The organism is Rhodoferax sp. RT5P35 (genome assembly GCF_056521385.1).
In genome coordinates, this window is sequence record NZ_JBWMAX010000009.1 from 1 (window position 1) to 18,198 (window position 18,198).

At 60.8% G+C, this 18,198-nt stretch carries 20 protein-coding genes; 9 read left to right on the forward strand and 11 right to left on the reverse strand.

Annotated elements, in window-relative coordinates; genetic code table 11:
- The first annotated feature begins 173 nt into the window (after window positions 1-173).
- The 4 genes from AC097L_RS15010 to AC097L_RS15025 all read left to right on the forward strand — a co-directional run bounded on the left by AC097L_RS15010 (window position 174) and on the right by AC097L_RS15025 (window position 2,351).
- A complete protein-coding gene (locus AC097L_RS15010; RefSeq protein ID WP_479587341.1) occupies window positions 174-614 on the forward strand; it encodes a hypothetical protein in 441 nt (146 codons plus the stop codon).
- Between the two features lie 131 nt (window positions 615-745).
- On the forward strand, window positions 746-1,009 hold the full coding sequence (locus AC097L_RS15015; RefSeq protein WP_479587342.1) for a BrnT family toxin: 264 nt from the start codon (window positions 746-748) through the stop codon (window positions 1,007-1,009).
- Window positions 999-1,268 (forward strand): type II toxin-antitoxin system BrnA family antitoxin, encoded by a 270-nt coding sequence (brnA, locus tag AC097L_RS15020; protein WP_479587343.1) that lies wholly within the window; start codon window positions 999-1,001, stop codon window positions 1,266-1,268. The genes AC097L_RS15015 and brnA overlap by 11 nt, the downstream gene beginning before the upstream one ends.
- A gap of 363 nt (window positions 1,269-1,631) precedes the next feature.
- A complete protein-coding gene (locus AC097L_RS15025) occupies window positions 1,632-2,351 on the forward strand; it encodes a hypothetical protein (protein WP_479587344.1) in 720 nt (239 codons plus the stop codon).
- Between the two features lie 326 nt (window positions 2,352-2,677).
- Here the strand turns inward: AC097L_RS15025 and AC097L_RS15030 are convergent, their stop codons facing one another.
- The 10 genes from AC097L_RS15030 to AC097L_RS15075 all read right to left on the reverse strand — a co-directional run bounded on the left by AC097L_RS15030 (window position 2,678) and on the right by AC097L_RS15075 (window position 12,360).
- Window positions 2,678-2,980 carry a hypothetical protein gene (locus AC097L_RS15030; RefSeq protein ID WP_479587345.1) on the reverse strand — a complete coding sequence of 101 codons (303 nt, stop codon included), beginning with the start codon at window positions 2,978-2,980 and terminating at the stop codon, window positions 2,678-2,680.
- A gap of 11 nt (window positions 2,981-2,991) precedes the next feature.
- Window positions 2,992-3,291: a DUF6172 family protein gene (locus AC097L_RS15035; protein ID WP_479587346.1), complete on the reverse strand. Its 300-nt coding sequence runs from the start codon at window positions 3,289-3,291 to the stop codon at window positions 2,992-2,994.
- Between the two features lie 191 nt (window positions 3,292-3,482).
- On the reverse strand, window positions 3,483-4,331 hold the full coding sequence (locus AC097L_RS15040) for a 2OG-Fe(II) oxygenase family protein (protein ID WP_479587347.1): 849 nt from the start codon (window positions 4,329-4,331) through the stop codon (window positions 3,483-3,485).
- Between the two features lie 88 nt (window positions 4,332-4,419).
- Window positions 4,420-5,412 (reverse strand): nucleoside hydrolase, encoded by a 993-nt coding sequence (locus AC097L_RS15045; protein ID WP_479587348.1) that lies wholly within the window; start codon window positions 5,410-5,412, stop codon window positions 4,420-4,422.
- Between the two features lie 99 nt (window positions 5,413-5,511).
- Window positions 5,512-6,441: a ribokinase gene (locus AC097L_RS15050; protein WP_479587349.1), complete on the reverse strand. Its 930-nt coding sequence runs from the start codon at window positions 6,439-6,441 to the stop codon at window positions 5,512-5,514.
- Window positions 6,442-6,608: 167 nt separating this feature from the next.
- Window positions 6,609-7,574: an ABC transporter permease gene (locus tag AC097L_RS15055; protein ID WP_479587350.1), complete on the reverse strand. Its 966-nt coding sequence runs from the start codon at window positions 7,572-7,574 to the stop codon at window positions 6,609-6,611.
- A complete protein-coding gene (locus AC097L_RS15060; protein WP_479587351.1) occupies window positions 7,574-8,668 on the reverse strand; it encodes an ABC transporter permease in 1,095 nt (364 codons plus the stop codon). Before AC097L_RS15060 ends, AC097L_RS15055 begins: the two co-directional genes overlap by 1 nt.
- 17 nt (window positions 8,669-8,685) lie before the next feature.
- Complete coding sequence (locus AC097L_RS15065; RefSeq protein WP_479587352.1) at window positions 8,686-10,281, reverse strand: ABC transporter ATP-binding protein; 1,596 nt, start codon at window positions 10,279-10,281, stop codon at window positions 8,686-8,688.
- A gap of 11 nt (window positions 10,282-10,292) precedes the next feature.
- Window positions 10,293-11,288: a BMP family lipoprotein gene (locus AC097L_RS15070; RefSeq protein WP_479587353.1), complete on the reverse strand. Its 996-nt coding sequence runs from the start codon at window positions 11,286-11,288 to the stop codon at window positions 10,293-10,295.
- Window positions 11,289-11,457: 169 nt separating this feature from the next.
- Window positions 11,458-12,360 carry a 23S rRNA (adenine(2030)-N(6))-methyltransferase RlmJ gene (locus AC097L_RS15075; RefSeq protein ID WP_479587354.1) on the reverse strand — a complete coding sequence of 301 codons (903 nt, stop codon included), beginning with the start codon at window positions 12,358-12,360 and terminating at the stop codon, window positions 11,458-11,460.
- Between the two features lie 69 nt (window positions 12,361-12,429).
- Between AC097L_RS15075 and AC097L_RS15080 the strand changes: the two genes are divergently transcribed.
- The 5 genes from AC097L_RS15080 to mdtD all read left to right on the forward strand — a co-directional run bounded on the left by AC097L_RS15080 (window position 12,430) and on the right by mdtD (window position 17,082).
- The gene (locus AC097L_RS15080) at window positions 12,430-14,034 is read left to right on the forward strand and encodes a serine/threonine protein kinase (RefSeq protein WP_479587355.1); all 1,605 of its coding nucleotides are present in this window, start codon (window positions 12,430-12,432) and stop codon (window positions 14,032-14,034) included.
- A gap of 198 nt (window positions 14,035-14,232) precedes the next feature.
- Window positions 14,233-14,664 (forward strand): 50S ribosomal protein L13, encoded by a 432-nt coding sequence (gene rplM, locus AC097L_RS15085; RefSeq protein WP_092758364.1) that lies wholly within the window; start codon window positions 14,233-14,235, stop codon window positions 14,662-14,664.
- 12 nt (window positions 14,665-14,676) lie between these two features.
- The gene (rpsI, locus tag AC097L_RS15090; RefSeq protein WP_295960582.1) at window positions 14,677-15,069 is read left to right on the forward strand and encodes a 30S ribosomal protein S9; all 393 of its coding nucleotides are present in this window, start codon (window positions 14,677-14,679) and stop codon (window positions 15,067-15,069) included.
- Between the two features lie 156 nt (window positions 15,070-15,225).
- Window positions 15,226-15,591, forward strand: a complete 366-nt coding sequence (erpA, locus tag AC097L_RS15095) for an iron-sulfur cluster insertion protein ErpA (protein WP_092758362.1) — start codon at window positions 15,226-15,228, stop codon at window positions 15,589-15,591.
- Between the two features lie 72 nt (window positions 15,592-15,663).
- On the forward strand, window positions 15,664-17,082 hold the full coding sequence (gene mdtD, locus AC097L_RS15100; protein ID WP_479587356.1) for a multidrug transporter subunit MdtD: 1,419 nt from the start codon (window positions 15,664-15,666) through the stop codon (window positions 17,080-17,082).
- Window positions 17,083-17,090: 8 nt separating this feature from the next.
- On the opposite strand, the gene AC097L_RS15105 is transcribed toward mdtD, so the two are convergent.
- Complete coding sequence (locus tag AC097L_RS15105) at window positions 17,091-18,194, reverse strand: anhydro-N-acetylmuramic acid kinase (protein WP_479587357.1); 1,104 nt, start codon at window positions 18,192-18,194, stop codon at window positions 17,091-17,093.
- Window positions 18,195-18,198: the final 4 nt, after the last annotated feature.

Sequence of the window (18,198 nt, forward strand, 5' to 3'; positions counted from 1 at the left end):
TTTGAATGTATCGGGGAGGTGGGTTCGAATAATCCCCTATGCTTTCATCTCCCTTTTACCAACAGCCATCCTGGGCGTTGGTTCAGTCCAACAAGGTTTATCTGCCGCGTATGAACATCGCTCTTGTCTCTTTTGCCGCGCCTCGCGGCAGATAAACGCTATTCGTTTTTCAAATGCACGCCGACGAACTCGACAGTAATGGTTGGCGTCTTTACGCACCGGCGCCGAATGATCTGGAACTGAAAAGTGGGCTGCGGCCTGCATGGGTTTCCACGTTGAAGAAGGATCAAGCGACGGTCATCGACGACGTCGAAGATTTTTATCCTGTCGCCGATGTAGCTCCCGAAGGGTGGCAGTGTTTCGTATTGCCGGACTACATACTGCCTCACACATTCGTCGCGGCTTTGCGTTCATCAAACGGCGCATACGCGATGCTTTTCTTTCAGAAGGTTGGCCCTTCCTTCTTTCGGCAAGAGCGCCCGCTCCGCTCAAACTTGCTCGGCTGGTTCAGCTTCGCACTGGCTGAGCCGGTTATTTCCTTGCCGTCCCTTCACGTCAATCTTCAGCTTGCAGTCGAACGACTGCACCGCGAAGGCATCGTCCCTAAGAAATAGATCATGCGCATCGCGTTGACATCTAACCCGTCGCTCAAGCGGACTTGCCTTACGGCAAGCTGCTTACCTTCAACGTTAGAAGTTCAAGCTGGCTGGTGCGTTGACGCCAATTTAGGTATAGTTTCTATACTATGAACTCCTTCGAATTTGATGCCGCAAAGAGCGAGTCCAATCGCACGAAGCACGGCATCGATTTTGTCGAGGCGCAGGGTCTCTGGGACGACCCGATGTTGCTGGAGATTCCGGCAAAAACGGATGATGAGCCGCGGTATTTGGTGATTGGGTCAATTGATGGGAAGCATTGGTCGGCTGTCATCACTTACCGAGGGGCCAATGTCCGATTGATATCCGTGCGTCGTGCACGCACAGAAGAGGTGGCACTTTATGAAAGCTAAAAAGTTTGAGCAACAGTTTGACGAGGGCGTCGACATCACGGCTTCTTTGGACTTGTCTAAAACCAAGCGCGTGCTGCAAGAGCAGAAGCGGGTGAATGTCGATTTTCCAACCTGGATGATTGACTCGCTAGATCGAGAAGCTAGCAAACTGGGGGTTACAAGGCAGTCTGTTATCAAGATCTGGCTGGCCGAACGTCTTGAGACGACCGCTTCTAACTTGCCGTTTCAACGGACGCGCGCTGGTGCCGCGCGTCGCTGAACTCTACGTTAAAGCTCAGGCTTCAGAATGGTTTCGCGCGTCATTGTTTTCGTTGGAGCCTTGCTGGCCATGGGCACCTTGTGGCTGTTTGCATTGATTGCTGTCGCAGACGCATGCTGCAGTTTCGCTTTGCAAGGTAATGCACTATGGATTGCGAGCGCTGTTCTCTTTGGGTTGGCAGCGGTTGTGTCATGGAAGCTATTTCTCGCTAAAGGTCACCAACGGCATGTTTGACACCGTTCACCGCTTTAACAGGTTCGTCGATTGGATACAAAACGGCGGGAGGGGCTTCTGCCTTTCTTCACAACAGAGTGCACCGTTGTTTGCCACTCACGGCCAACGTTAGGCCTCAAAATATCTCCTATGCACTTCATCAGCTTAAAAATGCGATTCATCACAATGATTTCGGCAGCCGCATTGTTAGGAGCATGCGCCGTGCCTCAAGTGAAACAGGTTTCAAATCCTGAACCATCAGCCCTCTCCGTCGATGGAGTTTCGAACACCATTGACCTCAGTATCGTGACGGTAAAGCTTCCGTATGACGAGGTGAAAATGCGTATTCAGTACGGTTGGCTATGCGAGTTCGGCAAGGAGGTCATTCTGCCGAATGACAGGCTCCCGATAAGTAGGCGAGACGTTGACGAAGGTTTCAGGCGCGCGCTAGGACCACTGAATTACAAATTTCCGAAACCTTCCGAATCTGTTTTTCAGCCCTCCTCAGGTGATGGCCCTGACTTACTTCTCGGCGCGACAGTCATCGGGCGAGAAGCAAGCCTTTGTTTCCAGTTTTCTGGCAGCCCCACACTTTCTTTTGGCAACATCAGTTCTGCCAAAGGAAGTGCATATCTAAAAATAACCTGGGAAGTATTCTCAGTTGCAGAGCAAAAAGTCATTCTGAAAAAGACAACTGAAGGCACATATCGGACTGATGAATCCGTGGCAGATGGAGACAAGGTAACGACCCTAAATGCGTTCAAAGCGTCATTGCTCAGCCTGGCGGCGGATCCAGAATTCAAAGAATTGATTCTCCGAAAAATACCTTCACCTCCAAGTAAGGAGAAAACCAATGCTCTGCCAACATGAGCGCATTGAGGCCTAACCCTTCTCTCAAGCGGAGCGCCAACGGCAGGCCGCCAAGCCCGGGCCGGTGATACGCGGTACATTTTCACCGGCCTGGGCTTGGCGGCCTGCCGTCGTCACCCGCTTAGCTCGAACGTTAGGCCGTCCAACGCCTTCCGACTGTCGCTAAGCCTATCCAGTTATCGGGCAGCTCCACCCCCGCCGTCCCCAACCCGCAAATAGGGGTCGGAGCACGAATGCGGGCCAGGGCTGTGCGGGTTCTGTGTGCACCCAGCGCGCAATCGTGATCCGACCCCCATTGGCTGGACCCCCTGTTCAGCCCCACCGCCTCATGCCTCCAAAAACCGCCCCCGAAACGCCTCGCAAAACTGCGGCGTGCCGGTCAGCGACAGCGTAAACGTCTGCCGAGCCTGCCCAGCCACCATTTCAGCCTGCTGCTGCACCTGAAAATCCCACTCCCCGCCTTCCTCCAGCGGGGCCTGCAGGCTGGGGAATGCCGCGTGGGCCCAGTCCAGCACCTGCTGGATTTCGGCCTGTACGGCGGGTGCCTGGGCGGGGGGGACGGATGCCATGGCTTCCAGGGATGCGCAGCCATGCTCGTCTTCGCTGGTGTCGAAGTCGAGGTAGTCCATGGGCTTAAAGCTTACTGTGCAACGCTGGGTTTTGCGGTGCGCACGCCGTTTTTGGCGACCAGCTCGATGTAGAAGGATGTGCCACCGGCAGCGTCCACCTCGTCGATCAGCTTGGTGATGGTGGCGAAGTGCACCACCACGGCGGTCTCGGCGCTGGTGCCGAATTTGCAATCCCAGTCCCAGTAGTCCACGCCTTCGGGCAGGGCCACGCGCAGCTGGCGTTTGACGTATTTACGGATGTCGTGCTTGGTGGCTTCGACCACGCGGTCGCGGTTCTTGCCTTCAATGTTCAGGGGGAATGTTTTTTTCACAAGGTGCCTTTGAGGAGCCGATGCCGCTCCTGAATACGTTTTCAGGGACGGCCATCGGCAGGCGCTCAATTATGAGGCTTAGGACGCGCTTTCTTGCTTGTGCTATTAAATAAATAGCTAGTAGCGCAGGTGCTGTATGCGCCAGAGGCCTATTTTTTATAAATTTCTATACCAGGCTACGCAGCACTACATTAGGTGGGACGGGGACCGCGCAGCTCGGCCATGCGTTCGTCGAAGTACTTCTGCACGGTGTAGCGGTCAGACAGCACCACATCGCGGCGCGGGTGCAGAAACAGCGGCAGTGACACGCGCGACTTGAAGCGGCCTTCGCCCGTGGGATTCAGCACCCGGTGGGTGGTAGACGGGTAGTAGTGGCCCGAGGCTTCCTGCAGCATGTCCCCGATATTGACGATCAGCAGGCCGAAGTCGCAGGGCACGTCATACCAGGCACCGTCTTTGCCCAGTACCTGCAGGCCGGGTTCGGTGGCGGCGGGCAGGATGGTCAGCAGGTTGATGTCGCCGTGCGCAGCGGCGCGCACGCTGCCGGGTGCCTCGTTGCCGCGCAGGGGCGGGTAGTGCAGCACGCGCAGCAGGGTTTGGTCGCAGCCCTCGATCATCTGCGGCAGGGGCTCGGTGTAGAGGGCACGCACTTCGGGCGGCGAGTTGTCTTCCACCCACTTGAGCAGCTCGGCGGCCAGGGCGCTGCCTTGGCTGTAGTAGCGGCGCGCGGCATTCGACACCTCGGCCGGATACCGGCCCCAGGGGTAGATGTGGAAGAACTCCTTGAGGTCGCGCTTGTCGTTGCCCTTGGCGGTCTCGGACACGGCGGGCGAGAAGTAACCGTCGAATTGGACCGGGTCGTGGGTGTACTTGTGCTTGGCCTCGGAGCCAAAGAAGGCTAGCCATTCGGCGTAAATGCCGTCTACCAGGTGCTGGTCCAGCGGGTGGTGCGACAGAACGCCAAAGCCGGTTTCGTGCAGGCTTTTGCAAAAGTCTTGCGCGGCGGTGGCGCTGAGGTAGTTGACGACGGGGAACTGCATGGCGACCTCCTCGGAATAATGATAAGACTTGCGCAGCGCCCTCTGAGCCGCCTAATGGGCACTCAGAGGGACTTGCGAAAGTCTTTTGTTACTTGGGCAACCAGTCGGACATCAGCATCTCTTCCAGCACGGCGTTACAGGCCTCGGCCTGGACCTGCATGCAGACCTGGGTGGCAGGCGTGTCGGCCCAACCGGCCTGGGGGTGGAAGATGTCTTTGCGTTTCATCATGGTCTGGCCGTTGGCGATGCCTTCGGTGGCCACGCGGATGCCGCCGGACTCGACGGTGAACAGCTCGGGGTTCACCAGGTAGATGAAGGCCAGCACGTCGTGCCCGAAGCAGCCGTGGATCTTGGCCACGTGCGGGTAGATGCCGCTATAGAAATCGGCGTAAAAGCTCACGGCGTGGTGCAGCACGTCGGTGGCCACGTGCTGGTGGTGGTCGGCGATTTTCTTGAACAGCGCCAGCGGCAGGATCACGCGGTGGGTCACGTCCAGGCCCACCATGGTGAGCTTCCAGCCTGCGCTGAACACGTGGTCGGCGGCGTGCGGGTCGTTCCACACATTGGCTTCGGCCACGGGGGAGACGTTGCCGGGCTCCAGCACGGTGCCTGCCATCAGGATCACTTCTTTCAGCAGCTTGGGTAGGGTGGGTTCCAGCTTCAGGGCCAGGCTCAGGTTGCCTAGCGGGCCTACCGCCACCAAGGTTATTTCACCGGGGTGGGCGCGGGCCATGTCGACGATGAACTGGGCGCTGGAGCGCGGGTCGAGCTGGTTGGTTGTGGCTACGCGCGAGGGCAGGTTGCCCAGGCCGTCGGCACCGTGGATGAAGGCCGGGGGCGCTTCGCCGGGCTTGACCCAGGGCGTGGCCACACCCTTGGTGACGGGCACGGTTTTACCTGCGATGGCGGTGAGGTACAGGGCGTTGGTGGCCGCTTGCTCTACCGTGACATTGCCGAAGGTGGTGGTGATGCCGACCACGTCGATAGCCGGATGCGCCAACGCGAAGTACAGGGCCATCGCGTCGTCCACGCCGGGGTCGGTATCAAAAATAACTTTGGTAGTAACTGTGGAAGAGGTCATGGCAGTTCAGTTCAAGGTTTATAGGACTTACGCAGCGCCCCTGTGTCGCCCTCTGGGCGCACAGAGAGGCTTGCGTAAGTCCGGGGTTAAATGCTCAGTTTAGGCGGGGAATCCACAAAATTCTCGCAAGGCGGCATCGGCTCCGGCGGGCGTGCCGGTGGCGACCAAGGCTTGCACTTCAGAATGGGTAGGAATGCTGGACTGCGCGCCCGGGCGGGTGCAGGCCAGGGCACCGGCGGCGCTGCCGTACTGCATCGCCAGCGCCAGTGGGTGGCCTTGGGACAGGGCGGCGGTGAGGGCACCGCAAAAGCTGTCGCCTGCTGCAGTGGTGTCCACCGGCGTGACGGGGTAGGCGGCTTGCAGCAGGATCTGGCCGTTGAGCCGTGCGCAGCAGCCCCGGTGGCCCAGGGTGACGACCACGCAGGTGGTGCTCAGCCGGGCCAGGCACTCGGCAATGCTGCCGGTGTGCTGGGCCACGCTGGCCAGCTCGCCTTCATTGACCACCAGCACATCCACGGCGGCCAGCAGGTCGGCGGGCAGTACCTGGGCGGGGGCGGCGTTGAGCACCACCTGCACGCCCTGGGTACGGGCGGCCTGGGCGTAGTCGGTCACCGTGTCCAGCGGGGTCTCTAACTGCAGCAACAGATGGCTAAAGCCCGCTAGCGGCGGCAAATGCGCGGCTTGCAGGCTGGTGTTGGCACCTGGGGCGACGGTGATAGCGTTTTCGGCATCGTCGGACACGCAGATGAAGGCCGTGCCGGTGGGCTGGTCGGGGCTGCGCACCACGTGCTGCACCACGCCTGCATCGGACAGCGAGGCCTCCAGCGGCTGGGCGTAGGTATCCGCCCCCAGCGCCAGCAGCATGTGGGTGGTGGCACCGCCAGCCCGCGCGCAGGCGATGGCCTGGTTGGCACCTTTGCCGCCGGGAAAGGTCTGGAACGCGCGGCCCAGCACGGTTTCACCCGGTGCGGGGATGTGGGTGGCGCGCACCACAAAGTCAAGATTGGCCGAGCCAGCAACAAAAATCATGAAAGTTTCCAACTAAGAGGGCAGCTAACTATCGAGCATTAGACTTGGGAAAGAACCTGCGCAGGCCAGAAACACCGCAGAACTGGCTTTGCCAGGCTGCTGGTGTTGCCCCCTGCAAGGGGGTTGGCGGAAGATGCGCAGCACTGCAGTCTGGGGGTGTGTGTCATTCAGCGGGATTTAACAAAGGGCACGCCGATGGCCTTGGGGGCGACCGACTTGGCCATGAAGCCTGCCAGGATGATGACGGTGACGATATACGGAATCATCTGGATCAGCGAGCCCGGCACCTTGCCGATTACGGGCAGCACCACGCCTTCGAGCTGGATCTGCAGGGCCGAAAAAAACGCAAACATCAGGCAGCCCAGCGTGGTGTGCACCGCGCGCCAGCTGCCAAACACCAGCGCGGCCAAGGCCAGAAAGCCATTGCCCGCCGACATATCGGCCAAAAAGAAGCCGGTCTGCACGATGGCCAGGTAGGCCCCCGACAGGCCGCACAGCACGCCGCCCACCAGCAGGGCCAGGTAGCGCGTGCGCGCCACGCTGATACCGGCGGTGTCGGCTGCATGGGGGTTGTCGCCCACGGCGCGCAGGCGCAGGCCAAAGCGGGTGTGGTTGACCACCCAGTGCACCAGCGGCACCGTCAGAAAGGCCAGGTAGACCAGGATGGTGTGGCCGCCCAGCAGCTCGCGCAGCACCCAGCCCAGCACCGGTACATCGGCCACCGCCTGGCTGCCGGGGATGGTCAGCGACTGGAACCGGCCTTCGTCCAGCGGCGGCGTGCGGCCTCCTTGTTGGAAGAAGAACTGCGCCAGCACAAAGGTCAGGCCGCTGACCGAGATGTTGATGGCCATGCCCGATACCAACTGGTTGCCCCGTTGCTGGATGCACACAAAGCCGTGCAGCAGCGCCAGCAGGCAGGACACGGCGATGCCCGCCAGCACGCCGAACCAGGGGTTTTGCGTGGCGTAGGCGACGCAGGCTGAGGCAAAGGCGCTGCCGAGGATCTTGCCTTCCAGGCTGATGTCCACAATGCCCGAGCGTTCTGCAAACAGGCCGCCCAGTGCTGCAAAAATCAGCACCGGCGCGCTGCGCACCATGGCCACAAAGATGCTGGAGAGTTGGATGTCGTCCATCAGACCGCACTCCTTTTTTTATAGCTGCTCAACAAGGCGGAGAGGGCGGGAGCATATAAATTCTCCATGGCCCCGCAAAACAGGATGATCAGGCCCTGGATGAACACAAAGGTTTCGGGCGGAATATTGGATTTTTCCAGCGACAGGTCAAACCCGCCCTGGATCAGCCCGCCAAACAGCACTGCCGACAACAAGATGCCGATGGGGTGGTTGCGCCCCATCAAGGCCACCGCGATGCCGATAAAACCTGCGCCCGCCGTAAAGTTAAGCCCCAGGTTGTGGGACGAGCCCATCTGGCTGTTCACCGCCGCCATGCCCGCCAGCGCGCCCGATACGGCCATCACGCCGATGATGGTGCCCTTGATGGAAATGCCTGCGTAGTGGGCGGCGTGCGGGTTCAGGCCCACAGTGCTCACCCCGTAGCCCCAGGAGGTGCGCCACATCACCAGCGCGTACAGTCCCAGCGCGGCCAGCGCCAGCACAAAGCTGATGTTGACGGGGGTCTGGCCCAGCACCGGCAGCCAAACGTTCAGCCGGGGCAGCCAGGTGGCTTCGGCAAACTGGCGGCTAGAGGTGCTTTGCTGGCCCACCGGGATCAGCAGGCTGACGATGATGTAGTTCATCAGCGACGATGCGATGAAGTTGAACATGATGGTGGTCACCACGATGTGGCTGCCACGCTTGGCCTGAAGGTACCCGGGCAAAAACGCCCAGGCCGCGCCAAACAGCGTGCTCATGGCGATGGCCAGCGGAATCACCAGCCAGGGGCTCCAGTGTGCGTCCATGTTCAGCACCACCAGGGCCATGCCCAGGCCGCCGATGTACATCTGGCCTTCGCCGCCGATGTTGAACAGGCCGGCGTGCAACGCAAAGGCCACGGCCAGTCCGGTGAAGATGAAAGTGGTGGCGTAGAAAAGCGTGTAGCCCAGGCCCTCGGGGTTCAGAAAGGCGCTGTTGACCAGAATGCCCAGCGACTCGGTGGGGCTTTCGCCCAGGGCGTAAATCACCACGCCCGCCACCAGCATGGCCGAGACGAGGTTCAGGATGGGCAGCAGCAGGTTGGTGGCCCAGCCGGGAAGGTTGTGTGGGTTCATAAATTTAGTGCCCGGACTTACGCAGGGCCGCCAGGCAGGCCTTGCGTAAGTCCTGAATGTGATATGCCGCCCATCATCAGGCCGATGCGGGTGGTGTCAAAGTCCCCCGCTGCCACCTCACCAGTGATCCTGCCGCCACACATCACCAGGATGCGGTCGGCGAGCACGCGGATTTCTTCCAGCTCCACCGACACCAGCACGATGGCGATGCCCGCGTCACGCAGCGCCAGCAGGCGGCGGTGGATGGTCTCGATGGAGCCAATGTCCACGCCACGGGTGGGCTGCCCTATCAAAATGAGAGCAGGTTGTGCAGCTATCTCACGGGCTAGAACTACTTTTTGTTGATTTCCGCCGGACAGCAGGCCGACGCGCAGGCCCGGGTCGGTGGGGCGTACGTCAAATTCGGCAATCAGCTTTTTGGCGTGCGCCAGGATGGCTTGGGGATTGAGCAGCCAGCCAGACTGGAAAATACGGTCGTTCTGGTGCCCCAGCAGGGTGTTGAGGGCCACCGAGTTGGCCTTGACTAGGCCTTCGCGCAGCCGGTCTTCGGGAGCATGGGCAATGCCCAGGGTGCGGTACACCGCCGGCAGGCCATCGGCATCGCGCCGCCCTTTGAAGGGCAGGGGTTGGCCTTGGTAGAGGATGTCGCCGCTGCTGGGCAGGCGCATGCCCGCCAGCACTTCCAACAGTTCGGACTGGCCGTTGCCCGACACTCCGGCCACAGCCACAATTTCACCGGCTCTTACGCAAAAGTTCAGGTCGTCCAGCAGCTTTACGCCCTGGGCGTTGTGCAGGCTGAGGTGCTGTACCTCAAGCACCGCTGCACCGGGCTGGTAGGGGCCACGCGACAGGGTAGATTCGATGCTGCGGCCAATCATCAGGCTGGCCACGGCCTCGCGGCTGCTGGTGGCGGTATCGACCTCGCCCACCACGGTGCCCGCGCGCATCACAGTCACACGGTCGGTCAACGCAAAGATTTCCTGCAGCTTGTGGGTGATCAGGATGATGGTTTTGCCCTGGTCGCGGAACACGCGCAGGATGGCAAACAGCGAATCGGTTTCTTGCGGCGTCAGTACGGCGGTGGGCTCGTCCAGAATCAAGATGTCGGCACCGCGGTAGATCAGCTTCAAAATTTCCACCCGCTGCTGCGCACCCACCGACAGGTTTTCGACCCGCACGTTGGGATCCACTTCCAGGTTGTACTCGGCACCCAGCGCACGCAGGCGCTTTTCTGCGGCCTGGAACGGCGCATCCAGCACCAGCGCACCTTCCACGCCCAGCAAGATGTTTTCCAGCACGGTGAAGCTGTCCACCAGCATGAAGTGCTGGTGGATCATGCCGATGCCTCGCTGGATGGCCTCCTGGCTATTGCGCATGGGGGCGGGCTGGCCATTGAGCAGAATCTGCCCGCTGTCGGCCTGGTAGTAGCCGTACAGAATGCTCATCAGCGTGGATTTGCCCGCGCCGTTTTCACCCACGATGCCGTGGATGGAGCCTTTGCGGACCTTGAAGCTGACCTGGGCGTTGGCCTTGACCAACCCAAACTGTTTGGAGATGCCTTGGAATTCGACGACCGGCACCCCCGGCAGGGTGCCGCCTTCTTGCGCAGTCAACACTCCCTCGGTTAGACGGGGCAGCTGTTGCCGGTACGGTAGTCCACTACCTTGACCTTGCCGGACTTGATGTCGGTGGCAGCCTTGTTAATGCTGGCTTCCATGGCGGGCGTGATCAGCTTGCGGTTGTTGGCATCGAGTGCCCAGTCCACGCCGCCCTCTATCAGGCCTTTGCTGACCACGCCAGCTTTCCAGGTGCCATTTTTGACGCTCATGAAGCCGTCGTAGGTGGCGTTGTCCACGCGCTTGAGCATGGAGGTCAGGATGAAGCCGGGGTAGAGCGGGTTTTGGTTGGAATCGACACCAATGCCGAGTTTGTTCTTGTCCTTGACGGCCTGCAGTGCCCCCATGCCGCTACCGCCTGCAGCGGCAAACACCACGTCCACGCCACGGTCAAACTGTGCGCGGGCCAGCTCGCCACCCTTGGCCGGATCGCTCCAGGCGGCGGGTGTGGTGCCGACCATGTTTTGGGTGACGTCGATCTTCGCATCCACTGACTTCGCACCCTGGGCATAGCCGCAACCAAAGGCGCGGATCAGGGGCACGTCCATACCGCCGATGAAGCCGACTTTTTGCGACTTGCTGGCCAGCGCGGCGGCCACGCCCACCAAGTAGGAGCCTTCTTGCTCCTTGAAGGTGACGGAGCTGACGTTGTCGCCATTCACCACGTCGTCAATGATCATGAACTTGACCTTGGGAAACTCCTTGGAGACGGTGGTGACCGCGTTGGTCATCGAGAAGCCGATAGAGACTACCAGGTCCACGTTTTTGCGGGCCATCTGGCGCAGCACCTGTTCGCTTTGCGCGTCGGAGGTGATGGAGGCTTCCAGGTAACCGATCTTGGTTTCTTTCTTGAAGCGCTCGGCACCTTCGTAGGCCGACTGGTTGAACGATTTGTCAAACTTGCCGCCGCTGCCGTAGATCAGCGCCAGTTTGGGGTCGGCTGCGTGGGCGCTGAGTGCGCAAAATGCAGTGGCGACAGCGAGAGAAATGGAAGTGAGTTTCATATCAAGCAAGTGGGGTTGTGGAGGAAATAAGAGCCAAACATCATGCAATAAGCTTGCCAGTTTGATGCAATATCTTGATCATTTGGTCAGGATATTAAGCGAATTAAACCGCTTGTGAACTGGCGTAAACACCCGGTTGTAGATGCCGTCCACGCCATGCTTTCTGCGGTTAGCCGCCCGAATCCAGCGTCGAGGTGGCGTGCTTGTCTTGTCCCAGGCGCTCCACCATTTGTGCCAGTGCGGGCTTGAGGGCGGCTTTGAGTGTGTGCGGTGGGTTGATCAGGAACATGCCGCTGGCGGGCAGGCCGGGGCGCTTGACTTCGCCGTCGGCATCGGTGGTGAGCTTACTGAACTTCACGGTCAGCGTGGCGTGCAGCCAGCTTTTACCGGCCTTGGTGGCCAAGGTTTTGAGCTTGCGCGGCAGGTCGTGTGCTTCGGGGCGGGGAATGATCGGGTACCAGACGGCGTAAGTGCCGGTGGCAAACAGCTTCAGGCTGTTGGCGATCATCTCGGCCACCAGGCTGTAATCGCTCTTTATTTCATAGCTAGGATCGCAGAGCAGGAAAGCGCGGCGGCTTGGTGGGGGCAAGAATTTTCGGATACCTTCAAAGCCGTCTTCGCGGAACACCGCCACCTGGCGCCCGGCGGACAACTGGGCGATGTTGGCCGACAGGGTTTTGCTGTCGGTGGGGTGCAGTTCAAACAGCTTGAGCCGGTCGTGGTCGCGCAACAGTTGTTGCATGATGAACGGCGAGCCGGGGTACACCTTTTTGCCGCCCGATTTGTTGAAGCTGGCCACCACGTCCAGGTAGTCCTGCAGCGCAGGCGCGGCGACCAGCGGGGGCTGGCCCGGCTCGGGGTCGGCCAGCAGCTTCAGAATGCCATTGGCCGCCTCGCCGCTGGTTTCGGCGTAGTCGCCATCGAGCCGGTACAGACCGGCACCCGCATGGGTGTCCAGCACGGCCAAGGCCGGGTCTTTTTCAGTCAGGTGTTTGAGGGCGGCAATCAAAACCGTGTGTTTAAGCACATCGGCGTGGTTGCCTGCGTGGAAGGCGTGGCGGTAACTAAACATATCCCCCTATGGTAACGAGGCGCACACCGGGTGTGTAGGGCAACGCACTAAACTACCCCTCCTTTTCCCATGCCTGACGCCACCCAGCCCCCTCTCTTACATTCCGATGCCTTGCCTACTGGCACGCGGCTGGGTGAGTTTGGGCTGGTGCGGCTGCTGGGTGTAGGCGGCTTCGGCATGGTCTACGAGGCCTACGACCATTCTCTGCACCGGTCGGTCGCCATCAAGGAATATATGCCGACGGCGCTGGCCGGACGTGCAGGGGGCGTCACCGTTGGCATCCGCTCAGCTCTGGACAGCGCCAGTTACCAGGCCGGGTTGCAGTCGTTTGTGGCGGAAGCCCGGCTGCTGGCGCAGTTTGACCACCCCTCGTTGGTCAAAGTGTTTCGCTTCTGGGAGGCGAACAACACGGCTTACATGGTTATGCCTTTGTACAGCGGCATGACGCTCAAGCAGGCTAGGGGCCAAATGCGTGGCCCACCGTCAGAGGGCTGGCTACGCCAGGTGCTGTGGTCGGTGCTGCAGGCGCTGCAGCTGCTGCACGACAGCCACACCGTGCACCGAGACGTGTCGCCAGAAAATATTTTCCTGCAGGACAGTGGGCCGCCCGTGTTGCTGGACCTGGGCGCGGCCCGCCGGGCGATCGGCGACCTGGGCCTGAAACACACGGCTGTGCTCAAGGTGAATTACGCGCCGATTGAGCAATATGCCGATGTGCGCGATATGGCGCAGGGGCCTTGGAGCGATTTGTATGCGTTGGCCGCCGTGGTCCATGGCTGTGTGGCCGATGCCTTACCCCTGCCCGCCACCTTCCGGGTGTTGCGGGACCGCATGCCCAGCATGCAGGCGGTGGCGCAGGCCGCGCAAGCCGAGCATGGCCAGGTCTATTCGCCTGCATTCGTGGCGGCGCTGGACCAGGCTTTGGCGATCCGCCCTGAAGACCGCCCGCAGTCGGTGCAGGCCTTTGTCCACCTCCTGGGTTTGCACCCGTCTGCGGAAATGGTGCAATTTGACTGGCGCACCGAGATGGGGCAGGGCTGGCGACCCGCGGAGCAGGGTTGGGCACTGCCTGAGCCGATGGATCTGGCCCATCTGCCCACCCATTTTGTCTATCCGCCCCGGCCATCGGTAGACCTACCGTTGGAGCTGCTGAGTCCGGTGGCGGTGCCGCAGGGCCCGCCGCGGCGGGGCCGGTTGTGGGCTGCGGTGGCCGCGCTGGCGCTGGTGGTCGGCGTTGGTGCGGCGCTGTGGACGCTGCCTGCTGGGCAGTCCCGGCTTGTGGCTGGAGTCCCGGCTACCCAGCCGATGCTGGCTGTGCTGCCGCCGGTGTCCACCGTGGTGCCTGTAGAAGTCGTGGCAGAACCGGTGCGGCCCTCTGCTGCGGCTGCGGCACAGCCCGTCTCTGCACCACCGCGCAAGAAAATGGTGGCAGCCAGACCGCCTACCGAGCCCGCCGCACCGGACCCGAACGAGACGGTGGTTTCTGCGCATCTCGCCCAGCGCCACCGCGCGTCCCCGGGCGGTAATACGTCTGTGTTTCTGTGCCCTGACAACAATTTTCTGACCCGCCCGATGTGCATTTACCGGGAATGCCAAAAGCCTGAATTTGCCGCTTTGCCGGTCTGCGTGGAGAACGCGGAACGCCTGTTGGCACAGCAGCAAAATCGGCGCTGACGCCAAATTTGACGGCCATACCCCCGACTTTGTATAATCATGGGCTTCGCAGCGAATAGCTGGCCCCGCGGCGAAGTTTAAAACCCACCTAAGAGATCTCCACTAGAGAGACGCCGACCGTGGAAAAGGGCTGCTAGTACGCCACTTTTGGCGCCAACCTCCTGGGTTGGACAAACCATTCTTTCAAAGAGAAAATTCATGACCAAAACTTTCAGCGCCAAACCCGCTGACGTAGTGCATGAATGGTTTGTGATTGACGCGACCGACAAGGTCCTCGGACGAGTAGCCAGCGAAGTTGCTCTCCGTTTGCGCGGCAAACACAAGGCCATTTATACGCCTCACGTCGATACCGGTGACTTCATCGTCATCATCAACGCAGCCCAGCTGCGTGTCACCGGCGCCAAGTCGACTGACAAGATTTACTACAGCCATTCCGGTTACCCAGGTGGCATTTCTGCCATCTCGTTCCGCGACATGCAAGCCAAACACCCAGGCCGCGCTTTGGAAAAAGCCGTCAAGGGCATGCTGCCCAAGGGCCCGCTCGGCTACGCCATGATCAAGAAGCTCAAGGTGTACGGTGGTGCTGTGCACCCACACACCGCCCAACAGCCTAAAGTGCTGGACATCTAAGGAGTATTTCTGATGATTGGTGATTGGAACAATGGCACCGGCCGTCGCAAATCCAGCGTCGCACGTGTGTTTCTGAAAAAAGGCTCCGGCCAGATCAAGGTCAATGGTAAAGACATCACCGAATTCTTCGGTCGTGCTACCTCGATCATGATTTGCAAGCAACCCCTGCTACTGACCAACCACGCCGAGACTTTCGACGTGATGGTGAATGTGCACGGCGGTGGCGAGTCCGGCCAGGCAGGTGCGACCCGCCACGGCATTACCCGCGCCCTTATCGACTACGACGCTACGCTCAAGCCTGAGCTGAGCAAAGCCGGTTTCGTGACGCGTGATGCGCGCGAAGTCGAACGTAAGAAGGTCGGTTTGCACGGTGCTCGCCGTCGCAAGCAGTTCTCCAAGCGTTAAGCTTTTTGCTTTCTGCGACGCAAAAACCGCCAAGTCTTCGGGCTTCGGCGGTTTTTGTTTTTGAAAAGACCGCACTGCCGATACCGGCAAATTGTTTGCCCCGCAACTTAAGTCGGGAATTGCAGTAGCATCACTTAGATTCTTACGGAGTACCCCATGAGCGCCCTTGCCGAAAACATCCAGACCGAAATGCCCACCCCCATCGTCTTCACCGACAGCGCCGCCGCCAAAGTGGCCGACCTGATCGCCGAAGAAGGCAATCCGGATCTGAAACTGCGGGTGTTTGTACAGGGCGGTGGCTGCTCCGGCTTCCAGTACGGCTTCACGTTTGACGAAATCACCAACGAAGACGACACCACCATGACCAAGAACGGTGTGTCCCTGCTGATCGATGCCATGAGCTACCAGTACCTGCTGGGTGCCGAGATCGACTACAAGGAAGACCTGCAAGGTGCGCAGTTCGTCATCAAGAACCCCAATGCCACCAGCACTTGCGGCTGTGGTTCCAGCTTCTCCGCGTGAGCTTGCAACGCGGGTAAAAAAAGCCGCCCGAGGGCGGTTTTTTCTTGGGTGGAATATTTGTAAGAGAGCGCTATGCAGGACGATAAATCGAACCAACGTTTGCTATGGCTGGTCGCCATCGGGTTTTTCATGCAGACGCTGGATGCCACCATCGTCAACACCGCCTTGCCGGCCATGGCGGCCAGCCTGGGGGTGAGCCCGCTGCGCATGCAGTCGGTGGTGGTGGCCTATTCGTTGACCATGGCCATGCTGATTCCGGCCTCGGGCTGGATGGCCGACCGCTTTGGCACCCGCCGCCTGTTTGTGTCGGCGATTGTCTTGTTCACGCTGGGTTCTTTGCTGTGCGCGGTGTCCCAGAGCCTGACGCAACTGGTGCTGTCGCGCATCGTCCAGGGGGTCGGTGGGGCTTTGCTGTTGCCGGTGGGGCGGCTGGCGGTGCTTCGGGCCTTTCCGCGCGAGCAGTTTTTGAAGGCTATGAGTTTTGTGGCCTTGCCCGGTTTAATTGGTCCGTTGATCGGCCCCACGCTGGGCGGCTGGCTGGTGGAATACACCACCTGGCACTGGATTTTCTTGATCAACCTGCCGGTGGGCGTGCTCGGCTGCGCGGCTACCTTGGCATTTATGCCCGAAGGCCTGCGGGTGGTATCCAGGCGCTTTGACCTGAGCGGCTACGCCATGTTGTCGTTTGGCATGGTGGCCTTGTCGCTGTCGCTGGACGGACTATCGGAGCTGGGACTGCGCCAGGCCACGGTGCTGGTGCTGCTGATGTTTGGGCTGGCCAGTCTGGTCGCCTACTGGCTGCATGCCACGCGCGTGGCCGAGCCCTTGTTTTCCCCACGGCTATTCGATGTCTCGTCGCTGACGATTGGCTTGTTGGGTAATTTGTTTGCGCGGATCGGCAGCAGTTGCATGCCGTTTCTGCTGCCTTTGCTGCTGCAGGTCAGCATGGGCTATTCGCCTGCGCAGGCGGGCATGATGATGCTGCCGGTGGCCATCGCTGGCATGCTGGCCAAGCCCTTGGTTACCTGGCTGATCATCCGGCTGGGTTACCGCTTGGTGCTGGTGCTGAACACTATGCTGGTCGGGCTGGCTATCGCCAGCTTTGGGTTGCTCACACCCGACCAGCCGCTGGGATGGAAGCTGCTGCAACTGGCAATTTTTGGCGCGGTGAATTCGATGCAGTTCACCGCCATGAACACGGTCACCCTGAAAGATCTGGAGGGCCCGCTGACGAGCAGCGGCAACAGTTTGCTGTCGATGGTGCAGATGCTGGCCATGAGCATGGGCGTAGCAGCCGCTGGAGCAGTGCTGGCAGGCTTTACTGGCTACTTTGATGGCGGCGGATCGGCACATACTCTGGATGCCTTCCACGCCACGTTTGCCACCATGGGGTTGATGACGCTGGCGTCGGCTTGGATTTTTTGGCAGTTGTCGCCCGACATGCGGGTGTCTGCCTCCGACAGTGCCGTCAGCCACGCCGATACGCATTGATGTGAGGTTTAAGCCGGGTAGACCGCGCCTAACACCCGCTCGCCGCGCGCACCGGTCACGCTGGCCAGGTTGCCGGGCAAGCCCCGCACCGTCTGGCGGGCCAGCCAGGCAAAAGCTGCCGCTTCCACCTGCAAGGGCGGCAGGCCGTGCGCGGCAGACGACTGCACCTGTACCCCTGGCAGCAAGGCTTGCAGGCGCTGCATCAAAGTGCCGTTCAAGGCGCCGCCACCGCACGCAATCAATAGCTTGCTATTTTTTCCATAGCTATTCATGCAGGTAGCTATTGCGCTAGCGGTCAATTCGGTGAGTGTGGCCTGCACATCCACCGGGGCCAGTCCCGCAAAGCCCTGTAGCTTGCTGGCCAGCCAGGGCGGATTGAACAGGTCGCGACCTGTGCTTTTGGGTGGGGCTTTGGCCAGGTAGGGCTCGTCCAGCAAGGCCGCCAGCAGGGCGGGCTGCACCGTGCCGCTGGCGGCCCAGGCACCCTCTGCGTCATACGGCTGGCCGGTGTGCAATTGGCACCAATGGTCCATCAGGGCGTTGCCGGGGCCGCAGTCAAAACCCAGAATCTGCCCATCCAACAGGCTGAGGTTGGAGATGCCGCCAATGTTCAGTACCGCCACGGCTTCGTCCGCGCGGCCAAAGACCTGCTGGTGGAAGGCGGGCACCAGCGGTGCTCCCTGGCCACCTGCCGCCACGTCGCGGCTGCGGAAGTCAGCCACCACAGTGATGCCGGCACGTTCGGCCAGCAGTGCCGGGTTGTTGAGCTGCAGGGTGTAGCCAGTACCGCCGAATTCTTGCGGGCGGTGCCGTACTGTCTGGCCGTGGGCTCCAATGGCCTCAACCTGTGCGGCGGAAGTACCGCTGCGCTCCAGCAGTTGCTGCACCACGTCGGCATACACGCCGACCAGCCCGTTGGCGGCCAGGGCCGCGCTGTGCAGTTCGTTGTCGCCGGGGGTATTGAGCGCCAGCAACTCGGCCTGGAGCGCGGGCGTGAAGGGCAGAGTGGCGTACTGCTGCACCTGCATGCGGCCATCGGCAAAGTCCACCAGCACGCCGTCCACGCCGTCCAGCGAGGTACCCGACATCAGGCCGATGAACAGGTCGCGCACCGGC